This is a genomic window from Streptomyces sp. NPDC055632 (assembly GCF_053618675.1).
This window is the reverse complement of sequence record NZ_JBSHHY010000005.1, coordinates 145,381-171,201: the sequence shown is the minus strand read 5'-3', so window position 1 is coordinate 171,201 and position 25,821 is coordinate 145,381. Positions and strand designations below refer to the sequence as shown.

The following is a 25,821-nucleotide window of genomic DNA, read 5'->3' as shown; positions in this document are numbered from 1 at the left end:
GGGCGTTTCCGCCGCTTGTGGAGTCGCTCCGGGGGACGGGGCGGGGGCCGCCCCGGGCGGGGTCAGGCGACGGTGACGGGGTGGCGCACGACCGCGTTGAACAGATAGCCCTGGGTGTTGTGGACGGCCCGCTCGGGCTGGGTGTTCCCGGCGGCGTCGGTGGTGCGGGAGAGCAGGGTGACCTGCCCGGCGCGGTGCGGGCGCCACGGGGCGCTCCAGCGGACCCAGCCGTCGCGCCGGGGGACGTCGTGGAGTTGGGCCGGGCGCCAGTGGGCGCCGCCGTCGACGGAGACCTCGACCTTCCGCACGGGGGCGAGGGCGGACCAGGCGCGGCCGGTGAGCCGGTGGACCCCGCCCGCCTCCAGGGTGGCGCCGGAGGGGAGCTGGTAGCCGGACTTGAGGGTCTGGCGGCCGAGCGGGGCGCTGCCGCCCTCGGGGTGGGCGTCGCCGAAGAGCCGGTACCAGTCGGTGGACCAGGGTGAGGTCAGCGGCCGGGTGGAGACCTCGATGTCGCCGAGCCACTTGATGGAGGCGATGCCGATCCAGGAGGGCACGACGAGCCGGACCGGGTGCCCGTGGTCGTACGGGAGGGGCTCGCCGTTCATCTCGTACGCGAGGATCACGTCGTCCAGGGCCTTGGCGATCGGCAGCGGGCGGCGCACCCGGCCGTGGTCGACGCCGCCGGAGACGTACGGGTCGTCGAGGCCGCGCGGCTGGACGGCGACGGCGTCGCGGGCGATCCCGGCGCGCCGGAGCACGTCGGCGAGCCGGACGCCGCGCCAGCGGGCGGCCCCGACGGCGCCCAGGGTCCAGGCGGTGCCGGTGACGGCCTCGCCCTGCTGGCTGGTGTAGAGGCTGCGGCCGTTCCCGGCGCACTCGATCAGGGCGGTCCGGGTGACGGACGGCAGGTCGCGGAGCTGCCCGTAGGTGAGGTGGACGGGGTTGCGGCCGTGGAGCCCGTCGCCCCAGAGCGTCAGGCGCCAGTCGCGGGCGTCGAGGACGGGGGTGGAGGTGTGGTTGCGGACGAAGAAGCGGTCGGCGGGGGTGAGGTACCCGGTGTCCGCGAAGGCGTCGAAGCGGGCCTCGGCGTTGGTGCCCCGGACGGTGAAGTGCTCGGCGGGGAGCGGCTTGACGATCCCGGGCGCGGTGGGTCCCGCCGCGGTCGCCGCCCGCGCGGGGGCCGCGGCGGCGAGCCCGCCGAGGGCGGACACCGCCGGGCTCGCGGCGAGCAGCTTCAGCAGGGAGCGGCGGGCGGGCACGGGCGAGTACGGCACGGGACTCCTCGGCGGACGGAAGGGGGAGGGGCCGAACGGGCGGCGCGCCGAATCCTAGGGGCGCGGGGCGCGTTCGAACGGTCAGTTCACAGGCCTGTCACAGAGGCTCCGAGGGGCCTGGCATACGTGAGGGAAGGCTGCGGCACGGGCCGGAAAATGCGAGGTCGGGGCGGTCGCGCGGGGAGGGGAGACGGGCGACCGGGCCCCGGGGGAACTCCATTGCCGGAGGGACCTGTCGGGGTGAGACGTGATCCACATGGTAAGACGCGGGTCTCATGATGCGATCGGTCCGCCTACGGTGGAGGCATCCGCCCACACCGAGGGAGCCGGTTCCATGACGCACGCCTCCACACCGTCCGCGGCCCACGAGACCGCCGTCTACACCCACGGCCACCACGAGTCGGTCCTGCGCTCGCACAGCTGGCGGACCGCCGCCAACTCCGCCGCCTACCTGCTGCCCGAGCTGCGGTCGGGGCTGGACGTCCTGGACGTGGGCTGCGGGCCCGGCACCATCACCGCCGACCTGGCCGCGCTGGTCGGGCCGGGCCGCGTGACCGGGGTCGACGCGGCCGAGGACGTCCTGGTGAAGGCCCGCGCCGTCGCGGAGGGACGCGGCCTGGAGAACGTCCGGTTCGCCGCGGCCGACGTCCACGCCCTGGACTTCCCCGACGACTCCTTCGACGTCGTCCACGCCCACCAGGTGCTCCAGCACGTCGGGGACCCGGTGGGGGCCCTGCGCGAGATGCGGCGGGTGTGCCGGCCCGGCGGGATCGTCGCGGCCCGGGACAGCGACTACGGGGCCTTCGCCTGGTTCCCCGAACTGCCCGTCCTGGACGGGTGGCTGGACCTGTACCACCGGGTCGCGCGCGCCAACGGCGGCGAACCGGACGCGGGCCGGCGCCTGTTCTCCTGGGCCCGGCGGGCCGGCTTCACGGACATCACGACGACGGCCGGCACCTGGTGCTTCGCCGCTCCCGAGGAGCGGGCCTGGTGGAGCGGCCTGTGGGCGGACCGCACGACCGCCTCCGGCTACGCCGACCTGGCCGTCTCCGGCGGCCACGCGACCGCCGGGGAGCTGGCGGCGATCGCGGAGGCCTGGCGGGAGTGGGGCGGACGGGAGGACGCCTGGTTCATGGTCCCGCACGGGGAGGTCCTGTGCCGGGTGGCGTGATCGCCCCTCACGGGTTCGGGCGCATCCGGAACTCGTAGGCGTCCGGCAGGGGTTCGTCGGTGATCCGCGCCCAGAGCTCGCCGAGCACCTCGGCGCCCTCGCTCAGGTCCGCCACCTCGAAGCCCTCGTCGAAGACGGCGCGGGCCGCGTCCGGCCGGCCCTCCGCGAGCAGGATCCGGACCTCCAGGAGCCGGAACGCGCCCCTCCCCCGCGCCTCCTCCGGAAGGCGCGCCCAGAGCTGCCGGGCCCGGTCGGTCCGGCCGGTGGCGAGCAGCGCCGCCACGGCCTCCCGGCCGAGGGAGGCGGCCACCGCCCCTCCCCCACCGGAAGCGGCATGGTCGGCGAAGGCCTCCGCGAACCGTTCGGCGGCCCGCTCCGCGTGCCCGTCCTCCTGGTCGGCCACGGCCAGGCAGTACAGCAGCGGCCAGGCCTCCTCGGCCCCGCGCAGTCCCCGCTCCCAGCTCCGTACCGCCTGGGCGCGGTCCCCGGCGTGCCACTGGGCGACGCCGAGGTGGTACTCGGTGGAGGGGTCGGCCGGGGCGGTCTCCAGCATGTCCCGCCAGGGAGCGGAGACGAGCGGCGCGCCGGGCCCCGCGCCCTTCGCCGGGGGCGGCAGGACGCCGGTGCGCAGGAGTTCGCGCCACGGCTCCTGCTCCGGGCCGAGCGTCGACTCCGGGAAGGGCGTGCCGGGCAGCCCGTACCCTCCGCGCAGGACTTCGAGGGCGCCCCAGCCCGAACCGGCCGCGAGGACCGTCTCCGGCTCGGCGTCGGCGGCCCGCTCCCGCCAGGCGGTGTACGCGGCGTCGACGGAGGCCCGGGGCAGGGCGGCGTCCAGGGCGCGTTCGGCGTCCGCGCGGGCCGCCGTCCAGTCGTCGCCGTGCACGGCGGCGGGGTCGGCGGCGAGCGGCCCGTACGCCTCCAGCCAGCTGAACTCCGACTCGCCCGCCAGCTCCAGGTGCTCCAGCTGGGTGCGGGCGAGCCCGGCCTGTATCTCGGCGTAGCCGGGGGCGCCGGGCCCGGTCAGCCACTCCTGCCAGCGGCGGCCGCCGCGCCCGGTGCCCCAGACGAAGAGCTTCCGGCCGCGCAGGGCGTCGGTGGAGGTCTGGACGAGGCCGGCGCCGTCCGCGTCGAGGGCGGCGATCCAGCGCCGCCGCCCGTCCGGGAGGTCGTGGAACCAGTCGGCGGCGTGGACGCTGTTCAGCGGGTACGTGCGGTCGGTGCCGTCGGCGTCGACGGGCACGGGCACGCGGTCCAGGCCGCGTTCGTAGCCGTGGTGCCAGGCCGCGTCGGCGGGCACGAGGACCCGCCGGTCCTCGGGGACGGCGGTGTTGGACCACCAGTAGACGGGCGCGGGACGCTCGTGGGGATTGCGGATCCGGATGCCGGCGTACAGGAAGTCGGAGTCCTCGGGGAGCCACAGGTCGATCTGGAACGGCAGGTCGCGCAGCCGTTCCCACTCCCACAGGCGGAGCATCGGGCCGCCGTCGGGGGCGCGGAGGGTCGCGGCGTGGAGGGGCGAGCAGGAGAGGGCGCCGTGGCCGGTGGCGCCGGTGTTCCACTCGACGCCGCCGGCGAACCAGGCGCCGTTGAGCGCGAAGGCGGCGGGCTGGAGGACGGGATTGCGGTGGACGAGCTCGCGGCCGGTGGGCTTGTGGTGGAGGGAGTGGATCCGGCCGCCGAGGCCGGGCAGGACGGTCACCCGGAGGCGGTCGTTCTCGATCACGACCGCGTCGAGGTCCGCGGGGACGCGGTCGCGGCCGTAGCCGTCGCGCACGGGGACGGGCAGGAGGCTGCGCAGCGGGGCGCGGCCGATGCCCCGGGCCATGTCGCGCGGGAGCCCGGCGAGGGTCCGCTCGTCGACGGCGTGCGCCCCGGCACGGGCGGGGGCGCGCAGGGCGGGAAGCGGGTTGTCCGGCCCCAGCGGGGCCGCGGGCAGCGTCAGTACGGCACGTCGCACGGTCGTCATCGCCCCATCGAACACGCCGGGATCCGTCCTGACCAGGGGTTCTCGACGTCGGGCTTCGGCATCGGACTCCGACGGAGGGGCCGGGCGGAGGGCCGCCGGCGGAGCAGCCGGATATTCCGGGCGGCGCGGGCGCCCGCCGTCGTACGGTGACGGGTCGGCGCGCCGCCGTGGCGGGCCGGGGAGCAGGGGCACCCGTGGCGCAGGGAGTACGAGGAATGGGCACGCGGCACACCTACCGGGTCATCGTCCGGGGCACGTTCGACGGCCTGTCGGAGGAGAGCCGGTCCCGGCTGCTCGCCGAGGCGGACGACCACGGGATGGCGGCGATGCGGTTCACGGAGGAGGGCTCGCTCGCCTACGACCGGACGCTGAAGCACTTCTCGTACCGCGTGGTCGTCGTCTCCGACGCCGAGGACGGCGAGGAGATGGCGGGCGCGCTCGCGGAGGACCGGGTGGAGACGGTGCTCGGGGAGCTGGGCCACGGCCACAAGGGGCTGCGCTCGACCGTGACGGACCTCGACACGATGAAGATCAACTACAAGCGCTGAGCCCGTCGTGCGTTCACGCCCCGGGTTCCGGGGCCGTGATCGCCCAGCGTTCGTGGTCGCGCCAGGCGCCGTCGATGAACAGCATCGCGGGCGAGAACCCCTCCAGGCGGAAGCCCGCGCGGCGGACGAGGGCGCGGGAGGCCGCGTTGCCGGGCTGGATGTTCGCCTCCAGGCGGTGCAGTCCGAGGGGTCCGAAGGCGTGGTCCAGGACCAGGCCGAGGGCCTCGGTGAGCAGACCGCGTCCGGCGGCGTGCGCGAAGGCGCCGTAGCCGAGGGCGCCGCTGCGGAAGGCACCGCGGACGATGTTGTTGATGTTGACGAACCCGGCGATCCGGCCGCCCTCCCCGCGCTCGCACACCAGGAAACCGGCGCGCGCCGGCTCACCGAGGAGCACCCCGGTGTAGGCGGCGTACGCCTCGGGCGTGCACGGCGGGAACAGCCAGGGCCGGTGCAGCTCCCGGCTCTCTCGGGCACGCGCGGTGAACTCCCCGGCATCGGCCGCCGAGAAGGGCCGCAGGCCCACGCGGGGGCCGAGGGCGAGGTAAGGGGCGTCGGAGGACGGGCCGGGGTCCCCGGAGGGCAGGCCGGGGACGGAGGGGTACGGGCCTGGGGCGTCGGGCATGCGGCCAGGTTATGCGGACGGCCCGTACGACACCGGTCAGCGGCGGGCCGTGCGGGACCACGGGGTCGTACGAGTCACGGAGTCGTACGGGCCGTGGTGCCGTATGGGCCGTGGTGCCGTACGGGCCGCGGGGCCGGTCGGTGACGAGCCCGGTCGGCGGTGGCGCCGCTCAGCGGCGGGCCGTGCGGACGCGGGGCGGGCAGGTCTCGCCCCTGCGGACGACCCCGATCATGACCGTGGTCCGCCGGTCGAGGTCCGCGCCCGCCTCCGGGTACTGGGTGCAGACCTGCCAGCGCGACGGCCAGAGCACCCGCCGGTCCCGGCCGCTCACGTCGTGGACGTCGAGCCGGGTCCTGCGGTCGAGACGGGTGAAGACCCGCCACAGGCCCAGGCCCAGGAAGTCCGGCACGGTCCGTTTCTCCGGCTCGTCCCCGGTTCCGGTCCCGGTCCCGGCCCCGGTTCCGGTCCCGGGGGTCTCCTCCGCCGAGGACACGGCGACGACCGCGAGCGCGAGGAGCGCGCCCGCGCCGACGGCGGCGGCCCGCTTCACTTCCGCCTCCGGGCGTGCGGGAAGGCCCCGCCGGACCGGGACGCTCCCGCGCCCGCCGTCCGCTCCCTGTCCCTGGGACTCATCGATCGGGCCCTCTCCTCGTCGTACCGTCCGTACCGTCCGTACCGTCCGTGCCGTCCGTGCCGTCCGTGCCGTCCGTGCCGTCCGTGCCGTCCGTGCCGTCGGCCGCGTGGGCCGCCGCCGTGGGACCAGAATGAGGGGGACGGGGCTCCACCGTGGCGGTGGGGAGAGCCGTACGGGTGACTTGTCAGACAACGCGACCCGGCTACCGTGGTGCCGGGGACGGAACCGACAGCGAGAAGAGGAGAGGCCGTGCCGGTCAGCGGACAGCGGCGGCGACCGGTCGTGGCGCTCTACGAGCGGATCGCGGACGCCGTCCACGACGGCACCTACCCGCCGGGCTCCACGCTCCCCTCCGAGCCGAAGCTCGCCGCCGAGCTGGGCGTGAGCCGGCCCGCCCTGCGCGAGGCGCTGCTGCTGCTCCAGGAGGACGGCGTCCTCACCGTGCGGCGCGGGGTCGGCCGGACCGTGAACGACCGGCCGCCCCGGCGCGGGTTCGAGCAGGTCCAGCCGCTGGAGGAGCTGATCGGCGGGGGCGCGCCGCTCCGCGTACGGGCGCTCCTGCGGACGGTCGAGGAGCCGACCGACTTCACCGCCCAGCATCTGCTCGCCCCGGCCCGCGCCGAGCTGCGGTTCTGGGAGTCCGTGCTGGTCGGGGAGGGTGCGGCGGCGGCCCTGAGCCACGAGTGGGCGGCGTCCGACGACCTGCTCGACCGGGTGCACCCCGAGTTCGCGCGGGCCCTGCGGGAGACGGACGCCGACGGCCGCCCGGCGGTCTCCATGCTCTCGGTCCTGGTCGGCGCCTCGCGCGAGACGGCCCTCGGCGCGCACAGCGGCATCACGGCGACGCTGCTCGGGCGGCGGCGCGGGGACCAGCTCGGGCGCCCGGCGGACACTCCCGCCGTCCTGGTCACCCAGGTCGTCCGGGTCGGCGAGGTCCCGGTCCTGGCCGCCAAGCACATGCTGCCGACGGGCGCCCCCTCACTGCCGGTGCTGCAGTCCCACTGAGCGCCCCGCGCCCTGGCCGGACCCCCGCCCCGCCCCCTGTCGGGGGCGTCACAGCGCGACCCCTTCCCGTGGCGTACACTTCCCCGCCATGCACTTGTCTGACAACCTCACCGCGCCCGCCGCCGCCCCCGTCTCCGACTGGATCCGACGGGCCCCCAAGGCCGTCCTCCACGACCACCTCGACGGCGGGCTGCGCCCCGCGACCATCGTCGAGCTGGCGCGCGAGTGCGGCTACACCGCGCTGCCGACCGAGGACCCGGCCGAGCTCGCGGTCTGGTTCCGGGACGCCGCCGACTCCGGTTCGCTGGAGCGCTACCTGGAGACCTTCGCCCACACCTGCGCGGTGATGCAGACCCGCGAGGCGCTCACGCGCATCGCGGCCGAGTGCGCCGAGGACCTGGCGGCGGACGGCGTCGTCTACGCCGAGGTCCGCTACGCCCCCGAGCAGCACCTGGAGGGCGGCCTGACCCTCGACGAGGTCGTCGAGGCGGTCAACGACGGCTTCCGCGAGGGCGAGCGCCGCTCCGGCGGCCGCATCACCGTCCGCACCCTGCTCACCGGCATGCGCCACACGGACCGCTCCCTGGAGATCGCGCGGCTCACGGTCGCGCACCGGGACAACGGCGTGGCGGGCTTCGACATCGCGGGCGGCGAGATCGGCAACCCGCCGGCCCGCCACCTCCCCGCCTTCCAGCACCTGAAGCGGGAGAACTGCCACTTCACCATCCACGCGGGCGAGGCCGTCGGCGCGGAGTCGATCCACGAGGCCGTGCAGGTCTGCGGCACCGAGCGGATCGGCCACGGCGTGCGGATCACGGACGACATAGCCGAGGACGGCACGCTCGGTCGGCTCGCCTCGTACGTCCGGGACAACCGGATCGCCCTGGAGGTCTGCCCGACCTCCAACCTGCAGACGGGCGCGGCGAAGGACTACGCCACGCACCCGATCGACGAGCTGCGCCGCCTGGGCTTCCGGATCACGCTCAACACGGACAACCGGTTGGTCTCCGGCACCACCATGAGCGAGGAGTTCCAGCACATGGCGGACGCCTTCGGCTACGGCCCGGAGGTCTTCGAGGAGTTCACGGTCGCCGCCCTGGAGGCCGCGTTCCTGCCGCTGCCCGAGCGCCGGCGCCTGATCGACGAGGTCGTGCGCCCGGGGTACGCGGCGCTCTGAGGCCCGTGCGGAGCGGCGGGCCGGCGCACCACGGCGCCGGCCCGCCCCCGGTGGCTCCCGGGATCACTTCTTGAAGTTGTGGTCCAGCAGCTTCTTGACGTCGGCCGTCCGGTTCGCCTCGGACGACGAGGCGAGCACCGTGCCGATGAGCGTCCTGCCGTTGCGGGTGGCCGCGAAGACGAGACAGTACTTGGCCTCCGGGCCCGAGCCGGTCTTCACGCCGATCGTGCCGCTGTACTCGCTCAGGAGCCTGTTCGTGTTGGTCCACGACATGTACCGGTAGCCACCGCTCTTGGTGGTCACCTTCTGCGACGTGGACTTCGTCCCGACGACGGTGCGGAACGTGGCGTCCTTCATCGCACTGCTCGCGAGCTTCGTCAGATCGCGCGGGGTCGAGTAGTTCTGCCCGTTGCTTATGCCGTCGAACGAGTCGAAGTGGGTGTTCTTCATGCCGAGGTTCTTGGCCTCGGTGTTCATCTTGCCGATGAACGACTTGACCCGGGCCGCCCGCGTGGTGCCGGTGCCGAACTTGTCGGCGAGCGCGTAGGCGGCGTCGCAGCCCGACGGCAGCATGAGGCCGTAGAGGAGCTGGCGGACGGTCACCTTGTCGCCGACGATGAGCCGGGCCGACGAGGCGTTCTTCGAGACGATGTAGTCGCTGTAGGCCTTGTCGATCGTGACCTTGGCGTCGAGGTTGAGGCCCTTCTGCGCGAGCACCACCTTCGCGGTCATGATCTTCGTGGTGGAGCCGGTGGACCGGCGCGTGTCGGCCGTCTTCCCGTACATCGTCGTGCCCGTGGCGTTGTTCATGATGAAGCCGCCCAGGGCGGTGACCGTCGGGTCGACGGGCGCGGCGTACGCCTGGCCGGTGAAGAGGCCACCGGCCAGGACGGCCGAGGCCGTGAGCGTGACGGTCACGGCACTGCGTACCCCGAGTGTGGGAGTCTTCAAAGTCTTCCGCCCTTGAATCGATGCCTTCCGGGCCCGCACGGACCCGGCGCACGGAAGACGAACGAAGGGGCTCCGGGGATGTACGGCGGGGGCCGTGAAGTTCCTCGCATTCCGGGCCGCCCTGCTCAGGGGCGGGGGCGGCCCGGAACCCGCTCGGGGTCAGGCCCGGGACCCGCTCGGGGTCAAGCCTGGAACCCGCTCGGGGTAGGGCGTGGGGATCGGCTCGGGGTCAGGCGTGGCAGCGGAGCATCGTCAGCGGCGGGTTGGCGTCGTGGTCGGCCCAGAACTCCTCGCCGTACTCGCGCACGCCGGCCTCCGAGATCTCCAGGGGCACCCAGGTGATCCCGTCGAACCCGGCCGCCCGCAGGCTCTTCTCCAGGACCTCGCGGCCGGGCGGGTTCGCCTCGAACGAGATCGGCGGGTCGAGGAGCGCGGTGAGCCGCTCGCGCGGCCCGATCTCGGTCTCCTCGCCGAGCGATTCGCACAGGAAGCCGTACTTGGCCAGGGACGGCCCGCCGAAACGGAAGTCCGGGTTCTGCGTGAAGACGAAGAACTCGGCCCCGTCCGCGACGCTGCGGTGGATGTTCCGGCACATCCGCTCGATGGTGGCGACGCTGTCGGCGTAGTTGAACAGCTGGACCGCGATCGCGATGTCGAAGGGCTCGTCGAAGGCGCGCAGCTCCGCGACGTCGCCGACCTCGTACCGCGCGCCCAGCGGTTCGGCGTCCTCCAGGGCCCGGGCCGCGTCGACCATCGCGCCGGAGATGTCGACGCCGAGGACGTCGGACGCGCCGCGGCGCTTGAGCTCCCTGCTGTAGAAGCCGGTTCCGGAGGCCAGGTCGAGGACCGACCTGCCCTTCACGTCCCCGACGAGGGCGAGGAAACCGGGCACCTCCCCGTAGCGCGCGAGGGGGAGGCCCTTGAACCCCTCGAACGCCTCGCCGATCCCGTCGTAGAGCTGACCGCTCATCGTGCTGTTCCCCTCTTCGTGGCGTCGGCCTTCGGGCAGGCCGCGGCCCCTGGCGGGAAGTCTCTCCCCAGCCGTCCGGAGGGCCGTACTGGCGGAACCCACGAAGATGGCGGTCTCGTTTCGTTGTCGTGCCGAACGTCCGCGCGGGAAAGGCGACTTGGCGGAACCCCTCAGCGCAGGGCCGGTACGTCGAGGGTGAGCGTCCCCGCGTCCGCGTCGAGCACCGCCGGTGTTCCGAGCGGCACGGTGAGCGCGGTCGGACCGTGTCCGAAGCCCAGCTCCTCCACGACCGGCACCCCGAGGCCGCCGAGCCGGTCGGCGAGCACCGCCCGCACCTCCTCGTACGGCCCGCACTCCGCCCAGGAGCCGAGCACCACGCCCGCGACCCCGTCGAGCCATCCGGACCGCAGGAGTTGGGTGAGGATCCGGTCGAGGCGGTACGGCTCCTCCCCCACGTCCTCCAGGACCAGCAGCCCGCCGCGCGCCGAGGGCCGGGCGTGCGGGGTGCCGAGGTCGGCGGCGAGGAGGCTGACGCAGCCGCCGAGGGTCACCCCCCGGGCGCGGCCCGGCACGAGGGCCCGCGCGGTCTCCGATCCCAGGGTCCGTACCGACTCGGGCTCGAACAGGGTGGCCCGCAGGGACTCCTGGGTGCGCGGGTCCGAGAGGAAGGTGCCCGCGGCGGTCATCGGCCCGTGCAGGGTGGCGAAGCCCGCGCGGACGGCGAAGGCCTCGTGCAGGGCGGTGACGTCGCTGTAGCCGACGAAGGCCTTGGGCCCGGCCGCCCGGACCGCCGCCCAGTCGACGAGGTCCACCATGCGCTGGGCGCCGTACCCGCCGCGCGCGCAGATCACGGCGGAGACCGAGGGGTCGCACCAGGCCTCGGTCAGGTCCCGGGCCCGCGCCCGGTCCGCCCCCGCGAGGTGTCCGAGGGCTGGATGGACGTCCAGGACGTGTGGGGCGACCACCGGCTCCAGGTCCCAGCCGCGCAGCACGTCGAGCCCCGCCCGCAGCCGTTCCTCGGAGACGGGACCGCTGGGGGCGACGACGGCGACCCGCGCCCCGGGCCGGAGCCGGGCGGGCCGCTCCAGTGCGCGGACGGCGAGCGGCTCCCGCGCCCAGGGGCCGGTCACGTGCGGTACTCCAGGTCCGGGACGTCCGTGCGGTCGATGCCGAACACCTTGACGTACAGGGAGAGTTCGGCCTCCAGGGAGCGGACCAGGGCCTCGGCGCCGCGGAAGCCGTGCCCCTCCCCCTCGAAGGCGAGGTAGGCGTGCGGGACGCCCCGGCCGGCCGCGCGGGCGAGCAGGCGCTCGGCCTGCTCGGGCGGGCAGATGACGTCGTCGAGCCCCTGGAGCAGCAGGAACGGGGCCGTGATCCGGTCGACGTGCTCGACGGGCGAGCGCTCCTTGTACCGGCCGGGCACCCGGTCGAAGGGGCCGATCAGCCCGTCGAGGTACCGGGACTCGAAGTCGTGGGTCCCGCCGGTGGCCCAGTCCCGGGGGTCGAGGACGGGATAGACGATCGTGCCGCAGGCGTACACGTCCGTGGCGGCGAGGGAGGCGGCGGCCGTCCAGCCGCCCGCGCTGCCGCCGCGCACGGCGAGCCGCGCCGGGTCGGCCGTGCCCTCGGCGGCGAGCGCCGTCGCGACGGCCGCGCAGTCCTCGACGTCGACGACGCCCCACTGCTCGCGCAGCCGCTCCCGGTACTCCCGGCCGTAGCCGGTCGAGCCGCCGTAGTTCACCTCGGCGACGCCGATGCCCCGCGAGGTGAAGTAGGCGATCTCCAGGTCGAGGACGAGCGGGGCGTGCCCGGTGGGCCCGCCGTGCGCCCGGATCACATAGGGCGGCAGCTCTCCGTCGGGGCCGGTGAAGCCGGGGTGGCGGGGCGGATACACCTGGGCGTGGACCTCCCGGCCGCCGGGCCCGGTGAAGGTGCGGAGGCGGGGCTCGGGGTAGTACGCGGGGTCGACGGCGTCGGTGTGCGCGGCGCCGACCGCGCGGGCGCGGCCGGTGCGGGTGTCGAGCTCGACCAGTTCGTAGGAGCCGTACGGTCCGGCGGCGACGCCGACCACCCGGGTGCCGTGGACGGCGAGGGCCGGGGTCCACTCGGTCCAGGGGCCGACGGCGTCGACGAGGTCGCCGCGCTCGGGGTCGAGGATCCCGAGGGAGGTGGTGCCCGTGCCGTGGACGACGGCGACGAGCCCGTTCTCCAGGGGCGCGAACCAGCCGTGTCCGATCTTCCAGAGCGGGCCGCCGAACTCCTCGGGGCGGGGACGGAGGGCGACCGGTTCGGACAGGGTGCCGTCGTCGCCGACCGAGGCCCGGTAGAGGTTCCACCAGCCGGTGCGGTCGCTGACGAGGAGCAGCCGGCCCGCCGCGTCCCAGTCGGCCTGGGGGATGGACTCGGCCGGTCCTCCGGCGACGGTCCTGGCGTCCCGGAAGGTGCCGTCGGGGGCGACCTCGGCGAGCAGGACCTCGGTGCCGTCCCACGGCATCCGGGGGTGGTCCCAGCCGATCCAGGCCGCCCGGCTGCCGTCCGGGGAGAGCCGGGGTCCGGTCACGAACCGGTGGCGCTCGCCGGTGAGTTCGCGCACGGCGGCACGGTCTCCGGCGGCCGAGCCGTCGAGCGGCACGGCGGCGGGCACCCGGCGCACGTCGGTCGGCGCGGGCCCGGTGAACTCCTCCAGGACGCACCACACCTCGCCCCGGTCCGGGTGGACCACCGGGTCGACCCAGCGCAGTCCGCCGCCGACGGCGGAGACGGGGGTGAGCGGCCGGGGCTCCGCGCCGGGCCCGGCGTCGGGCTCGTACGCGTACAGCCGCTGGTCGGGGAAGTGGCAGAACACCACGAGCGGTCCGCCCTCGGGGCGGTCGGCCGCCGCCCAGGGCCGTCCGCCGTACTCGACCACCCGGCTGCGGACGTTCCACGGGGCGGGCAGCGCGGTCTCCTCCGTGCCGTCGGCCCGCCGCCGCACCAGGGCCCGGCGGCCGCCCTCGGCGGGCCGTGGCTCGGTCCACCACAGCTCGTCGCCGACGGCGCCGGGGTACTCGGGCCGTCCGTCGTGCGCGGCGGCGAGCGCCGCGTCGACGGGCGAGGGCCAGCTTCCGTAGGCGGCCGTCTCCATGGTCTCCGCTCCCCCTGCTGTCACAGGTCCGTTCCCCCTCGTGTCCCGGGTTTCCTCGTGCGTCCCGCGTGCCCTACGCGGTCTTCAGGTAGTGGTCGAGCACCCGGACGCCGAAGTGGAGGGCGTCCACGGGGACGCGCTCGTCGACGCCGTGGAAGAGCGCCGCGTAGTCGAGGTCCGGGGGCAGCTTCAGCGGCGAGAAGCCGTAGCCGGTGATGCCGAGCCGGGAGAACTGCTTGGCGTCGGTGCCGCCGGACATGGTGAACGGCAGGACGTGCCCGTCCGGGTCGAAGCGCTCGACGGCGGCCCGGAGCTTGGCGAAGGTCGGGGAGTCCACGGGGGCCTCCAGGGGCACCTCGCGGTGGTGGAACTCCCACTCCACGTCCGGCCCGGTCAGCCGGTCCATCGTCTCGGTGAACTCCTCCTCGCCGCCCGGCAGCATCCGCCCGTCCACGTACGCGACGGCGGTGCCCGGAATGACGTTGACCTTGTAGCCGGCGTCGAGCATCGTCGGGTTGGCGCTGTTGCGGACGGTCGGCGCGACGAGGGCGGCGGCGGGGCCGAGCTTGTCGAGGAGGAGGTCCGTGTCGAAGTCGGGGGCGTGGGTGTCGACCTCGATCCCGTACAGCGCGGCCAGTTCGGTGAGGGCTGCGCGGACGGTGGCGGTGAGCCGGACGGGCCAGGTGTGGGCGCCGATCCGGGCGACGGCGGCGGCGAGGCGGGTGACGGCGTTGGCCGTGTTCACCTTGGAGCCGTGGCCGGCGCGGCCGTGGGCGGTGAGCTTGAGCCAGGCGGTGCCGCGCTCCCCCGCCGCGATCGGGTAGAGGGTGGTGCCGGGCTCCGGGTGGAAGCTGAACGCCCCGGACTCGCTGATGCCCTCCGTACAGCCCTCGAAGAGCGCCGGGTGCCGTTCGGCGAGGAAGCCGGAGCCGTCGGCGGCGCTGTCCTCCTCGTCGGCGGTGTAGGCGAGGACGACGTCCCGGCGCGGCCGGACGCCCTGGCGGGCCCAGGAGCGGACGACGGCCAGGACCATCGCGTCCATGTTCTTCATGTCGACGGCGCCGCGCCCCCACACGAGGCCGTCGCGGACCTCGCCGGAGAAGGGGTGGACGGCCCACTCGGCGGGGTCGGCGGGCACCACGTCCAGATGTCCGTGGACGAGGAGCGCGGGGGCCGCGGGGTCGGTGCCGGGGATGCGCGCCACGACGTTGGTGCGGCCGGTGGTCCGCTCCAGGAGGGCGGGCTCGATCCCGGCGGCGGCGAGCCGCTCGGCGACGTACTCGGCGGCGGGGCGCTCGCGGCAGTCGCCGCCGCCCCGGTTGGTGGTGTCGATGCGGATGAGCTCGGAGGTGAAGGTGACCACCTCGTCGAGCGCCGTCGCGTCCGGTTCCCGGACCTCCTCAGCCATACTGCTCCTCCACCGCGGCGGAGACGATGGTCGTGACCGCCTTGAACGTACGGATTGCCTCGTACATGGTCCCGCTCGTGTACGCGACGCGCCGCTCCCCGCTGCGCGCCACGCCGGGAACCACCGTGGCGGCGGCGCCCAGGTGCTCGGCGTCGAACTCGACCTCCACGGTGAAGGGGCCGCCCCGAACCGGTTCGCACCGCACGGCGAGCGCGGCGCCGGCCTTCGCGGCGGCCCGGATGTCGGCGGCGGTCCTGGCGGGGGTCCGGCACACCGCCGCGTACCGCGAGACGTGGTCCTTGACGGCGACCTTGGGGGCCTCGGGGGCGTAGCCGAGGGCGTCCTCGCAGGTCAGGTCGTCGCCGGTGACGAGGACGACGGGGACGCCGTACTCCGCGACCACATGGGCGTTGAGCAGGCCCTCGCTCGCCCGCTCGCCGTTCAGCCAGACGCCGGTGATGGAGTTGGCGAGGTAGGTATGGGCGAGGACCCCCTCGGCACCCGCGCCCGTGTGGTAGCCGACGAAGGCGATGCCGTCGACGTCGCCGTGCTGCACGCCCTCGACCATGGAGAGGGACTTGTGCCGGCCGGTGAGCATCTCGGCCCGCTCGTCCAGTCTCTCCAGGAGCAGGTTCCGCATGGTCCAGTGCGCCTCGTTGATCAACACCTCGTCGGCGCCGCCGTCGAAGAAGCCCAGCACCGCCGCGTTCACGTCGGACGTGAACATGGAGCGGCACCGCTCCCACTGGGGCGTGCCGGGCAGCACGTCTGCGGGCCAGGTCACACCGGTCGCGCCCTCCATGTCAGCGCTGATGAGGATCTTCATATCCGGCACCGTACGCGCCGCCCGGCAGCCGTACCACCCCTGTGGAAAACCACCGTTGGAGTGGACCAATGGCACGGACCGGGCGGTTGCACGGGCGACCCGGCGTGTTCCGGTCGCCCCCTGCGCACCGGACCGCTGAAACGGGTGAAACTTCACCAAGGGGTGTGTATAGGCTGTCGGCCGCAGTTCCCGTACCCGACCCTCGGAGAGCCCCGGTGACCATCGCCTTCACCCCGTCCGACACCACGCCCGCCGAGGCCGGGCCCGCCGTTCCCGGGCCTGTCGTTCCCGAGTCCGCCGTCCCCGAGTCCATTGTCCCCGGGCCCGCCGAGGAGGCCACCGGCCCCGTCATGGCGGAGGAGCCCGAGTTCTGGGAGCCCTCGGCGCCGGAGCCCCGCGACGCGCAGGGGGCCGAGGACCGGGAGGAGGAGCAGGACGCGGATCAGAACGCCGGGGAGCCCGACCCCGTCGTCGTCCGCGACGCCCGCGACTTCGGCGTCTACGCCCGCACCGGCGGCTGGGCCTTCGCGCTCAAGGTGGCGCGGAGCGTGCGGCCCGGCGGCCAGGCCGCCGAGGGCACGGCCGCGGCGAAGGTCTCCGCGAAGGCGTTCGCGGAGCTCGCGGAGTGCTCGCCGGAGCGGGTCATGCGCTACTACAAGGCCTGGGACATGGCCGCCGACGACGGCCTGGTCCCCCAGTTCGAGGTCCTGGTCCCCGGCGAGGACGTCGAGCTGCCCGACGCGGACGTCTGGATCTCGTACTACTCCTCCCGCAACGGCGCGACCTCCGTGCGCGGGCAGGCGATCAGCGCGGCGGCCGAGGCGGAGGGCATCCGGCCGACGAAGGCGCTCGAGGTCGCGGAGAACCCGACGGCGCTGCGGGCGGCGATCCTCGCCGACCCGGGGACGGCGGAGGCGGCGCGCGGCGCGCTGCTCGACCGGATGAAGGAGGACCCGGCCCTCCAGACGGAGATGGCCCGCGCGATCGCCCGCACCGGCGACCTGAAGAAGGCGGTGGCGAGCGAGGCGAAGGCGGCGGACCGCATCGGGTACGTGCGGCAGATCGTGGAGAACGGCCAGATCAAGACCCCGGCGGGGCAGACCGTGGAGGCGCCGCCCGAGCTGCGTGCGGAGGCCGAGCGGCACCTGTCGCTCCTCGACGAGCTGGACGACTCGGAGGAGGCCGGCGAGTGGGCCGGCGAGGCGTACGACGCGGTCAAGGGCCTGGTGGCCAAGGCCGTCGAGGAGGACCCGGCACTGCGCGTGCAGGAGCGGCGGACGAAGTTCTACAGCAGCCTGCAGAAGGCGACGAAGGTCTTCGAGGAGCTGACCCTGGACGAGGTCCTTGAGGAGGAGGTCTTCGAGGACGACATGCTCCAGCGCCTCGAAGACCTCCAGGAGGCGATCGGCACCTGCATCAGCGCGCTGCGCAGGGCGTCGACCACCTCTTGAGGACCGCCTCCGCAGCGGCAAGGGGGAAAGCCCCGACCGATGTCTCGGTCGGGGCTTCCGAACTGCTTCGAAGGTGACGGAGCCGGGTCGTCCCGACCCCGTCGCACTTCTAGTGGGCGTCGAGCCAGCGGCGTGCCGCCGGGCTCAGCGGCGGCTCGTCCGGATAGTCGAGCGATCCGGACGCCAGGTCCTCGGCCCACCGGCGGAGGACCTGCGAGCGGTGCGGCGCCTTCAGCACCGAGGTGCTGATCGCGTGCTCCCACGTCGTCGCAAAGAGCAGCACGTTACCGTCGAGCGAGAGCATGCGGAACTCGGGACGGCAAGGGGCGCTGCCGAGCGGCCCGGCGGCTCCCGCGCCCATGATGTCCCATTCGTCCTGCAACTCGACGCAGAACCACTGCGCGCCGTCGTCCTCCGCCGTATCCATCGCGAGCAGGAACCTGCGGTCGGTCTCGGAGAAGAGCCCTCCTTCGACCGCCAGCCGGTACCAGTCGGCGTTCGCCCTTTCGTGCAGCTGCGGCTCCAGGACGTCCAGCATGGCTTCGACGCGCCCTTCCGAGGCCGGGCAGCTTGTGGCCAGACCGGTGACGACGGGCGGAATGAGCCCTTCGGGCTCGGTCCACCCATCGATGAACAGCAGGCCCGCTGCGGCCAGGGAGTCGACTGCGGCTGGGGGTTTCATCGAGGGGATCCACCTCCGTGATCCGCGTACCAGCCGGCCCCCGGCTGGTTCCATCTGCCTGGCAGGCGCCCGGCGTATCCGTATTCGTGGACCTGATTGTAATTGTGGCCCAAGACGTACCCGACGACGCCGTCGGAGCGGACGAGAACACGGTGGAGGGTGTCCCTTCCCCTCCTGTCCAGGACCGTGTACACCGTCGCGTCGTACCACGGGTTGTTGGTGTTATAGGTGGTCACACCGTTTCGCGTCCTGCGGGCGTCGTACCAGTCGAGACCGTTGTCGTTGACCCGCTGGGGCAGCCGGCCGTCTTCCACACGGTTCACCGTCTCGTGGACATCACGCGGGATCTCCGACCAGTTCTGCGCGTTCTGTTCCTGGCGCTTCTCCGTGCTCTCGGGCGAGTACGGGTCGAGGTCCTCCCCACCACCCGTCGGGCAGGTGTCGTTGTGGTTGAGGAGTGAGGTGCCCGACGCCGTCACGTAGTACGTGTGGGTGCCGGAGACCGTCAGGTTGTGCACCGTGGCCGCCCGGGCGGTCCGGCGCTCGATCGCGGTGATCTGAACCCGGGTGCCGGCGCTGGTCTCCAGCCACTGGCCCGAGGTCAGGTCGGTGGCCTTGAGCCAGGCACGGAGCTGGGGCACCCAGAACGGGTGGCCCTCGGTTGCGGTGACCCGGGCCGTCTTCGACCCGGCCTCGCCGTCGGTGTCGACGGTGATCGTGACCAGGTGCTTGAGGCCCTGGCCCTTGATCTCCGCGGTGACCGTCTCGACCCGCGTGGCGCCGGACTCGGGATCGGTCGCGATGACCTTGTCGCCGGTCTTGACCTGCTCGATCGGCTTGGTGGAGCCGTCGGCCATCAGCACCTTCGTGCCGGGTACGAAGCTGTTGCAGCCGGCCTTGCCGGAACCGCCGCCGCCGCTGGATCCGCCCTTGCCGCGGGAGGATCCGCCGGAACTTCCGCCCGGCTTGGACGAACCGGACTTGCCCGCCTTGCTCACTCCCGTCTGCGAGGAGGACTTGGGGGCGGCCTTGGCCTGGGAGCTCTTCTGGGCCGGGTTACCGGTCTTCTTCTTGGCGGCGGCCGCCGCTTCGGCCTTCCGTTTGGCCGCCTCGGCCGCCTTCTTCTTGGCCCGTTGCGCGGCCTCCTTCTTCGCCTTCTCGATGGCGGCCTTCTTGGCTCTCAGAGCCGCCGCCTCGGCCGCCTTGGCGGCCTTGAGCACGGCTTCGGCCGCCGCCTTGGCCTTCTTGAACGCCTGGATGGCGTTGATCGTGCGGTCGACCGCCCTCAGGACGGACGGGATCTTGCCCAGCTTGGTCCACGGGATCGCCCCGATGATCATGCTGCCGCAGGACCACATGTCACCGCCGAAGCAGGCCATGGCGTCGCTGAGCCCGATGAAGTCGCTCAGGACGCTCCACGCGGCGGCGAGGATCACCGAGGTCAGGGACTTGCCCATGGTGGCCTGCGCCTGCGCGACCTGCGCCGCGGACAGGCCCGCGCCCGCGAGGGCCGCCGCCTTCTCCGAGGCGGTCAGGGTGATCGCCTCACCGGTCGGGTCCGCGTGGGTGACCGGGTTGTTGTGCGCGTAGACGTACCCGTTGGCCTGCAGTGGATCGTTCAGGTCCATCTGCGGGTCGGCGGACAGGAAGCGTCCGACCATCGGGTCGTAGAGCCGGGCGCCCAGGAGCGTGTAGCCGGAGGAGTCGTCCCGGGTCTTGTTGAGGAACCCGGTGTGCGTCTGCAGGTTGCCGCCGACCGTGCCGGCGCCACGCTGGTTGCCGAACGGGTCCTGCTTGCGGATCCGCACGTCCATCGTGTCGCTCATCGCGACCTCGGCGTAGACGGAACCCTGGTGGTCCGTGGTCAGGGCGACCAGCCGGTCCCCGGCCGTGCCGTACGCGTAGCGCATGACCGAACCGGCGGGGGTGATGTAGGTGCGCTGCGAGTTGACCAGGACGCCGCCCTGCCGGACGGTGACCTCCGTGTCACCCAGGTACAGGGTGGCCGTCTTGCCCTTGATGGTGAACAGGCGTTCGCCGCCGGGGCCGTAGATGTGACGGGTGTCGTTCTGCGGCGCCCACAGCTGCGCGGCGGAGTTGCCGTCGCACGTGGCCAGGACGATCGCCGTGGCGTCGGCCGAGTTGGCACCCTGCACCGCCAGGCACAGGTTGGACGCGATGTGCGTCAACTGGCCGGCCGCGTTGCGCTTCAGCTCCTGCGCCGCCGTCGCCGCGGCGGTGGTGGCGCACTTCTGGATCTGGACGGCCGACCCGACGGTGTTGGCGGCCGGCTGGACGCACCAGTCGTCGAACACCGACAGCGAGCCCCGGTCGGGGTCGGTCTGCGGAGTGGTCGGCGTGCTCGGGGTGGGGGTGAACTTCCAGCTCTGCGGCGCGGTGGCGTTGCAGGTGTACAGCTGGACCGGCTGCGCCGCGGCCGCGACGCCGTTCTTGAGGTCGAAGCACTTGTCGGCAAGGCCTGTGTAAGGGGTCTTGCCGCCGGTGCCCGCGCCGGTGATCCGGTCGACCTTGCCGTCGGGGGTCCAGGTCAACGTCTGCTTGTCACCATTGTCGAGCGAGGTGACCGACTTCGTCTGACCCGTCAGTTCGTAAAGCCGCTCGGCCTCGGCCTTGACCTGCGCACCCGCGGGGGTGGTGTAGGTCTTGGAGACCTTGGTGAGCGTGTGCGGCTGGCTCTTGGCCGCGCCCACGCCGTACTGGTACGTGGTGGTCGCGTCCTTGGCCGTGACGCCGTTCAGGTCCTTTTCGACCAGCTTGGTGCGGTTGCCGAGGAGGTCGTACTCGTACTCCTGCCAGTAGCCGGAGGCGTCCTTGCCCGCGGCGACGTCGAGCGTGCCGTCCGTCTTCTTCGGAGCGGCGCACTTCTCCTGGTCCTTCGAGGTCCAGGCGGTCTTCAGCTGACCCAGCGGGTCGTACGTGAAGCACTGCCGCTCCTCGATCCCGGTGGCGCGCTCACGGATGTCCGTGACGTTGCCGGCCGGGTCGTAGGCGTACTCGCGCTTCGAGACCAGGTTGCCCTCGACCGGACCGGCACCGGTCTGCTCCCGGTAGACCATCTGGTTCTGCAGCTCGCCGGTGGACTCGTCGTACGAGTTCTGCGCCCAGACCCGGTAGGGCACCGCGCCCATGGTCGAGCGCATGACCTGGCCGTAGGGCGAGTAGATCGTCTCCGAGCCGTACCAGTCCTTGCCGGAGACCGAAAGCGGGTTGCCGTCCTTGTTGTAACGGATGACCAGCTTCTCCGGGTCGAACTTGCCGGCCTTCGGAAGGTTCGCCTCCTCCAGCATGCCGTTGTCGGAGAACTTGTAGTCGTACCGGTAGTCCGCGGGGATGCCCCACGTGGTGGCCAGCGACGGGGGCAGCGACAGCGTCGTCGAGGTCGGCTGGTAGTCCGTCGTGTAGCCGTTGACCTTCTGCGTGTACGCCTGGCCCTCGGTGTACCGGGTGGCGGAGGCGGGCATGCCCTTGCCGCCGACGACGGTGTCGTACGAGAACCCGGCGAGCAGCGTGCCCGCGGAGTTGTTCAGGCGCTGTTCCTTGGGCCGGGACAGCTCGTCGTAGCCGTTCCAGATCGTCACGCCGCGCGCGTCGGTCTTGGTGAGCGGCCGGTCACGGTCGTCGTACGTCATCCGCGTGGTGCCCGTGTCCGGGTCGGTCGCGGTCTCCATGCGGCCACGCGCGTCGAACGTCCACGTCCACGGGTGGGTCGGGTCGGCCGAGGCGGTCGCCTTCGTGAGCTGGCCGCGGCCGTCGTACGTGTAGCGCGTCGACGTGTAACTGCCGGGCTCCGCCGGGTTGATGGTGTCCGTGCGGACGGCGCGGCCGAGGGCGTCGGTGTAGACCCGGTAGGACGAGGCGCCCTGCGGGTGGATCACCTTCGACCAGTCGGCCCCGTACTCGTAGCGGGTCGCCTTCTCCGGCACCTCCTGGGAGACGGCCTCGGTGGTCCCGGGGGCCTTCACCTTGAGGACCGGCATCTCCTCGAGCACGCGGCCGAGGCCGTCGTACTTGTACCGGGTGATGTTCGGGACCGTGGTGTCGGCGCGGGGGGTGAACAGCTCGCCGTTCGGGGCATCCTCGTTGAGGTAGGCGTTGTTGGTCTGGTAGATCTCACCGGCGCTGCTGTACAGCGTGTCGGTGATCAGACGGCCGCCGCCGTCCGCCTCCTCCTGCGTCTGGCGCTCGCGGCCGAGACCGTCGTAGACCGTGACGGACTTCTCGATCCGGTTCTCGTAGCCACGGCTGTAGGTGGTGACGTAGGGGGGCTTACGGAGCGTGCCGCCGTCCGGGTCGTTCGGGTCGGGCTCCTCCTCCGGGATCACGTACTCGGCCCTGAAGTCCGGGACGACGCCCGCGGCCGGTGCGCGGCCGGGAGCCCAGGCCTCGGCGAGACGGCCCAGCGGGTCGAACTTCGCCTGGCTGACGTGGCCGTTGGCGTCGGTCGTCTTCAGCGCGACCCCGCGACCCGGCTCCACCTCCTGGATCTGGGCGTGACCCAGCGGGTTCGTCTGGGTGATCTTGAACACCTGACCCGTCGGCGGGTCGAAGGCGATCGAGGACTCCTTCTTGTCCGGGTCGATCTGCTTGGTGACGCGGCCGAGGGCGTCGAAGACGACGGTGCCGCCGGTCTGGAATCCGGTGCCGTCCGCCTTCAGGGACCAGGTCTCGGTGGCCAGACCACGGGTGGTGTCGGCGAGCGCCGTACCGTACGCCGTGTTGTCGTACGAGGTTCGCGTTCCACCGCTCAGCGACTTGAGGTCGGACCAGTTCGCCGCGGCACACGACGTGGGCGACACCAGGACCTGCTTGGTCAGGCCGATGATGTTCCGGTCCGTGTTGTGCAGGTACTCCATCCTGGCGCAGGAGTCGTCTTCGGTCTTCGTCGGGTCCGCGTCGCCGAACGACTCCACCTGCGTGGGCAGTCCGTGGACGCCGTCGAAGGTCGTCTTGGTGCGGACGCTCCGCAGGGTGCGGGTGTCGTCACCCGTGCCCGACGACTTGGTGTACGCGATCTCCTCGGGCTCGGTGACGCGCCACGCCTTCAGCGGGTCGAGGCCGTCGCCGCGGGGGCGGCTGGCGAGCTCGGTGGCCTCGGGGATCGTGAGGCCGCGGGTGAGCCAGTCGTTGTCGGCGTCGGTCGCGTCGGAGTAGCTGAACTCCTCGGCGATCCGGCCGGCGAACGCCTCGCGGTCGTAGACCGTCGCGCCGTCGTGGGTGAGGTTGGTGCCCGTGAGGGTCTTCATCGGGACGGTGTCGCCCATGCCCCGGTAGAAGCGGGTGACCGCCTTGGTCTTCGGGCCCTCGACTCCCGGCGTGTCCTCGCCCGGGGTGGAACCCTCGCCGTTGTCGGCCGCGGCCTTCCGCGCGCCCGTGACGACGGTGGTCTGCTCGAAGCCCGCGAACTGCGAGTACGTGCGCGTGGACTTCTTGCTGAACTCCGCCTCGGCGAGCTTCCAGCCGGCGTTCTTGTAGTCGTACGACGTCAGCGTGGGGAACGAGCCGTCGATGTTCGGCAGTTCCTCGATCGACTGGACCACGTACTTGTGGAACCAGTCGATGTCCTCGACCTCGGCGTCCGGGTGCCAGTACGTCGGGTAGCACAGGCGCGTGTTGGCCTTGAGGGCCGCCTTGTCCGTCTTGGGAGGCAGGCCCTGCCCGCTGGCGCAGCCGTCGGCCGCGTCGCCCCAGGTCGGCATCTTGTACGTGACGACGGTCTCGCCGCCGTACTCGTTGATGACGCGGCCGATGCGCAGCCGGGCGAAGCCGGGGCGCGGGTCGGTCGGGTGCCCCTTCTCCTCCCCGGCCGTCTTCCGCTGGAGGACGCGGTTGGGCATCTCCTCCTCGTTGGACTCGAACCGGATCGGGTTGAGCTTGACCGAGGCGTCCGTCGAGCCGTTCCGCGCGTAGCCGGTGCGCTGGATGGACTCCAGCCACAGGGCCGTGTTCGGGCCGGTCTTGAGGACGGGGAAGTTCTGCTTGAGCTGGTACTCGTCGACGACCTGGCGCGCGGTGGTGTCGGTGCGGCGCTGGGCCGAGGTGGTGATCTTGTCGAGGCGCTTGGTGGACCAGAAGGTCGGGCCGGCGTTCCAGCACTTCTTCTTGTCCGTCGAGGTGACCGCCTGGCACCGCAGGTCGGCGGGGGTGTCGTACCAGATGCGGTACTTGCCCGGGTCGCTCGACTTGAAGTTCTCCTCGCTGCAGGTGAGGTTGCCCTCGGCGTAGCAGCGCTCGGCGACGGTGAAGCCGACGCGGGCCGGGGCCGTGGCGCTGAAGAGGCTGTCCTTGCGCTGGCCGTAGAGGATCTGCGTGAGGTGGCCGCCGCGGTGGTACTCGACCGGGCCCTTGAAGTAGAAGTTCTTCGCGTAGTAGTTCTTCTCGCGCGCCCACCACAGCGACATGGCGTTGCCGTGGACGTCCTCGACGTAGTCGAGGTTCCACTGCCAGGCCTGGTTGCAGGCGGAGGACTTCCAGTCGGCGGTCGTCGAGCCCTTGTAGCAGGGCTCGTCCGGGTGGTTGCCGTAGACCGGGACCGCGAGCACGGAGTCGGTGTACGGGTCGTCGGCGGCGGCGCCGTTGTCCGACCAGCCCGGGAGCTTGTTCAGGCCGAAGTGGTACTTCGTGCCGTCCTTGGTGGTGACGACCCAGTACTCGCCGTCGGCGTCCTTCATGCCCGAGCGCGGGTCCTTGGAGGTGTCCTTGAACCGCTCGATCTTCGAGCCGTCACCGTTGGCGGTGAACCACTTCCGCTGGCCTTCGTCCCACACCAGCTCGGTGGTCGTGCCGCCCAGCGACAGGGTGGCGTTCTCCGAGCCCCAGCACAGGTCCGCGGTCTTGTGGGTCGAGTTGTTCGACCCGGCCTTCTTGGAGTCCTGGCGGCAGTTGACGTACGTCCGGCTGATGGAGCCCGGGTTGTAGTCCCAGCCGTCGCCGATCCAGGAGGCCTGGTTGTTCGACGCCGAGGTGCGGCCGTCGACCGTCTGCGACGAGTAGCCCAGGCTGACCTTCGGCGTCAGACCGCCGGCCGCCTCGGGGACCTGCACCTGGTAGCCGTAGGTGAAGGCGCCGTTCGAGGAGCCCGCGGCCCAGGAGCCGGCGGACAGCAGCGGGGAGGCGGTGAAGTCGCCGCTCGCCGAGGCGCCGGTGTCCATCGCGCCGATGACCTGGCGGCCGGAGGCGTCGGCGACCTGGAGGGCGGCCTGCCGGGCCGAGGCGCCGGAGACCCGCGGGAGGGCGGTGTCGTCCGCGAGCAGGTTCGCGACCGGGACCGATCCGGAGAGGATCGTGCGGGTGGGCGCGTTCTTCTTGAGCTTGGCCTTGGTGGGGGCCTCGGCGGCCGGCACCTCCTCGACCGTGGAGCGCAGCCGCTGGACGTCGTCGGCGACGTCGCGCGTGCCGGACATGGTCTCCGTGCCGCTGTCCGGGGCGCAGTCACCGGCGTCCGGGGAGTCGATGACGCACTCCGGCAGGAGGACCAGGCCGAAGCGCTCGGCGGCCTGGGGGCCGTACCGGTCGGCGAAGCCGCTGGTGTCGACCTCGAGCGTGACCTGCGCGGCCGGATCGGCGTCCGCCGGCGGGACGACCTCCAGGATCATGCCGGGGACGCCGGACTCCTCCGACGTGGTGGTCGACTTGACCGCGACGCGCCAGTCACCGTCGATCTTCGTCGGGTCCTGGCCGGCCGGCACGCCGATCGCGACCGGCAGGCCGGCCTGCGTGGTCTCGTTCACGACCGGGACCGTGGTGCCGGGCGGGGTCTGCGCCGTCAGCGGCGCCTTGCCGGCGTCCTCCGCCCACGGGTCGACGGCCGCCGGCACGTAGGGTTCGATCTTCTGCTCGTCCGCGAGGCTCAGCGCCTTGTCGGCGCCGGCGTCGTCGGCGAGCGGGGTGCTCTCCGGGATGTCCGGCAGCTTGACCTCGGAGGTCGTCTGTTCGCGGCTCATCCCGTCGCCGGGGACGGCCAGGGCCTGTGAGCCCAGACTCGTCACCGTCAA

Annotated in this window: 17 protein-coding genes; 5 read left to right on the top strand and 12 right to left on the bottom strand. The window is 72.9% G+C overall.

What is annotated here, in order from left to right; genetic code table 11:
* Positions 1-62: 62 nt before the first annotated feature.
* The gene (locus tag ACWGSR_RS09890; protein WP_376230692.1) at positions 63-1,274 is read right to left on the bottom strand and encodes a sulfite oxidase; all 1,212 of its coding nucleotides are present in this window, start codon (positions 1,272-1,274) and stop codon (positions 63-65) included.
* A gap of 334 nt (positions 1,275-1,608) precedes the next feature.
* Here ACWGSR_RS09890 and ACWGSR_RS09885 point away from each other — a divergent pair, with 334 nt between their 5' ends.
* Positions 1,609-2,445 (top strand): methyltransferase domain-containing protein, encoded by an 837-nt coding sequence (locus ACWGSR_RS09885; RefSeq protein ID WP_453565145.1) that lies wholly within the window; start codon positions 1,609-1,611, stop codon positions 2,443-2,445.
* Positions 2,446-2,452: 7 nt separating this feature from the next.
* Here the strand turns inward: ACWGSR_RS09885 and ACWGSR_RS09880 are convergent, their stop codons facing one another.
* On the bottom strand, positions 2,453-4,411 hold the full coding sequence (locus ACWGSR_RS09880; RefSeq protein ID WP_453565143.1) for a DUF5107 domain-containing protein: 1,959 nt from the start codon (positions 4,409-4,411) through the stop codon (positions 2,453-2,455).
* 215 nt (positions 4,412-4,626) lie between these two features.
* On the opposite strand from ACWGSR_RS09880, the gene ACWGSR_RS09875 reads away from it, so the two are divergent.
* Positions 4,627-4,959, top strand: coding sequence for a DUF6204 family protein (locus tag ACWGSR_RS09875; protein WP_453565141.1), 333 nt, complete (start codon positions 4,627-4,629; stop codon positions 4,957-4,959).
* A 13-nt stretch (positions 4,960-4,972) separates the two neighbouring features.
* On the opposite strand, the gene ACWGSR_RS09870 is transcribed toward ACWGSR_RS09875, so the two are convergent.
* Together ACWGSR_RS09870 and ACWGSR_RS09865 are read right to left on the bottom strand one after the other, a co-directional pair.
* Positions 4,973-5,581 carry a GNAT family N-acetyltransferase gene (locus ACWGSR_RS09870; protein ID WP_453565138.1) on the bottom strand — a complete coding sequence of 203 codons (609 nt, stop codon included), beginning with the start codon at positions 5,579-5,581 and terminating at the stop codon, positions 4,973-4,975.
* 169 nt (positions 5,582-5,750) lie between these two features.
* Positions 5,751-6,131 carry a hypothetical protein gene (locus tag ACWGSR_RS09865; protein WP_453565135.1) on the bottom strand — a complete coding sequence of 127 codons (381 nt, stop codon included), beginning with the start codon at positions 6,129-6,131 and terminating at the stop codon, positions 5,751-5,753.
* 333 nt (positions 6,132-6,464) lie between these two features.
* On the opposite strand from ACWGSR_RS09865, the gene ACWGSR_RS09860 reads away from it, so the two are divergent.
* Positions 6,465-7,220, top strand: a complete 756-nt coding sequence (locus ACWGSR_RS09860; RefSeq protein WP_376230686.1) for a GntR family transcriptional regulator — start codon at positions 6,465-6,467, stop codon at positions 7,218-7,220.
* An 88-nt stretch (positions 7,221-7,308) separates the two neighbouring features.
* Positions 7,309-8,397: an adenosine deaminase gene (locus tag ACWGSR_RS09855; RefSeq protein ID WP_453565132.1), complete on the top strand. Its 1,089-nt coding sequence runs from the start codon at positions 7,309-7,311 to the stop codon at positions 8,395-8,397.
* Positions 8,398-8,460: 63 nt separating this feature from the next.
* Here the strand turns inward: ACWGSR_RS09855 and ACWGSR_RS09850 are convergent, their stop codons facing one another.
* The 6 genes from ACWGSR_RS09850 to ACWGSR_RS09825 all read right to left on the bottom strand — a co-directional run bounded on the left by ACWGSR_RS09850 (position 8,461) and on the right by ACWGSR_RS09825 (position 15,676).
* Positions 8,461-9,315, bottom strand: a complete 855-nt coding sequence (locus ACWGSR_RS09850) for a D-alanyl-D-alanine carboxypeptidase family protein (RefSeq protein ID WP_376236140.1) — start codon at positions 9,313-9,315, stop codon at positions 8,461-8,463.
* 262 nt (positions 9,316-9,577) lie between these two features.
* The gene (locus tag ACWGSR_RS09845) at positions 9,578-10,318 is read right to left on the bottom strand and encodes a class I SAM-dependent methyltransferase (RefSeq protein ID WP_376236137.1); all 741 of its coding nucleotides are present in this window, start codon (positions 10,316-10,318) and stop codon (positions 9,578-9,580) included.
* Positions 10,319-10,488: 170 nt separating this feature from the next.
* Positions 10,489-11,448 (bottom strand): S66 peptidase family protein, encoded by a 960-nt coding sequence (locus tag ACWGSR_RS09840; protein WP_453565128.1) that lies wholly within the window; start codon positions 11,446-11,448, stop codon positions 10,489-10,491.
* On the bottom strand, positions 11,445-13,442 hold the full coding sequence (locus tag ACWGSR_RS09835; protein WP_376236132.1) for a S9 family peptidase: 1,998 nt from the start codon (positions 13,440-13,442) through the stop codon (positions 11,445-11,447). The genes ACWGSR_RS09840 and ACWGSR_RS09835 overlap by 4 nt, the downstream gene beginning before the upstream one ends.
* A 73-nt stretch (positions 13,443-13,515) precedes the next feature.
* Positions 13,516-14,850 carry a M20/M25/M40 family metallo-hydrolase gene (locus tag ACWGSR_RS09830; RefSeq protein WP_453565125.1) on the bottom strand — a complete coding sequence of 445 codons (1,335 nt, stop codon included), beginning with the start codon at positions 14,848-14,850 and terminating at the stop codon, positions 13,516-13,518.
* Complete coding sequence (locus tag ACWGSR_RS09825) at positions 14,843-15,676, bottom strand: M55 family metallopeptidase (protein ID WP_376236127.1); 834 nt, start codon at positions 15,674-15,676, stop codon at positions 14,843-14,845. Before ACWGSR_RS09825 ends, ACWGSR_RS09830 begins: the two co-directional genes overlap by 8 nt.
* A 215-nt stretch (positions 15,677-15,891) precedes the next feature.
* Here ACWGSR_RS09825 and ACWGSR_RS09820 point away from each other — a divergent pair, with 215 nt between their 5' ends.
* Positions 15,892-17,127: a hypothetical protein gene (locus ACWGSR_RS09820; protein ID WP_453565123.1), complete on the top strand. Its 1,236-nt coding sequence runs from the start codon at positions 15,892-15,894 to the stop codon at positions 17,125-17,127.
* A 109-nt stretch (positions 17,128-17,236) separates the two neighbouring features.
* Here ACWGSR_RS09820 and ACWGSR_RS09815 read toward each other — a convergent pair whose 3' ends face one another.
* On the bottom strand, positions 17,237-17,809 hold the full coding sequence (locus ACWGSR_RS09815) for a hypothetical protein (protein ID WP_432129033.1): 573 nt from the start codon (positions 17,807-17,809) through the stop codon (positions 17,237-17,239).
* Positions 17,806-25,815: a ricin-type beta-trefoil lectin domain protein gene (locus tag ACWGSR_RS09810; protein ID WP_453565120.1), complete on the bottom strand. Its 8,010-nt coding sequence runs from the start codon at positions 25,813-25,815 to the stop codon at positions 17,806-17,808. Before ACWGSR_RS09810 ends, ACWGSR_RS09815 begins: the two co-directional genes overlap by 4 nt.
* Positions 25,816-25,821 lie beyond the last annotated feature (6 nt).

What these genes read in the sequence shown, in the direction of transcription:
- ACWGSR_RS09835 (WP_376236132.1), bottom strand. Translation starts at nt 13,442, where the DNA reads ATGGAGACGGCCGCCTACGGAAGCTGGCCCTCGCCCGTCGACGCGGCG.
- ACWGSR_RS09830 (WP_453565125.1), bottom strand. Translation starts at nt 14,850, where the DNA reads ATGGCTGAGGAGGTCCGGGAACCGGACGCGACGGCGCTCGACGAGGTG.
- ACWGSR_RS09875 (WP_453565141.1), top strand. Translation starts at nt 4,627, where the DNA reads ATGGGCACGCGGCACACCTACCGGGTCATCGTCCGGGGCACGTTCGAC.
- ACWGSR_RS09815 (WP_432129033.1), bottom strand. Translation starts at nt 17,809, where the DNA reads ATGAAACCCCCAGCCGCAGTCGACTCCCTGGCCGCAGCGGGCCTGCTG.
- ACWGSR_RS09880 (WP_453565143.1), bottom strand. Translation starts at nt 4,411, where the DNA reads ATGACGACCGTGCGACGTGCCGTACTGACGCTGCCCGCGGCCCCGCTG.
- ACWGSR_RS09855 (WP_453565132.1), top strand. Translation starts at nt 7,309, where the DNA reads ATGCACTTGTCTGACAACCTCACCGCGCCCGCCGCCGCCCCCGTCTCC.
- ACWGSR_RS09870 (WP_453565138.1), bottom strand. Translation starts at nt 5,581, where the DNA reads ATGCCCGACGCCCCAGGCCCGTACCCCTCCGTCCCCGGCCTGCCCTCC.
- ACWGSR_RS09845 (WP_376236137.1), bottom strand. Translation starts at nt 10,318, where the DNA reads ATGAGCGGTCAGCTCTACGACGGGATCGGCGAGGCGTTCGAGGGGTTC.
- ACWGSR_RS09825 (WP_376236127.1), bottom strand. Translation starts at nt 15,676, where the DNA reads ATGAAGATCCTCATCAGCGCTGACATGGAGGGCGCGACCGGTGTGACC.
- ACWGSR_RS09885 (WP_453565145.1), top strand. Translation starts at nt 1,609, where the DNA reads ATGACGCACGCCTCCACACCGTCCGCGGCCCACGAGACCGCCGTCTAC.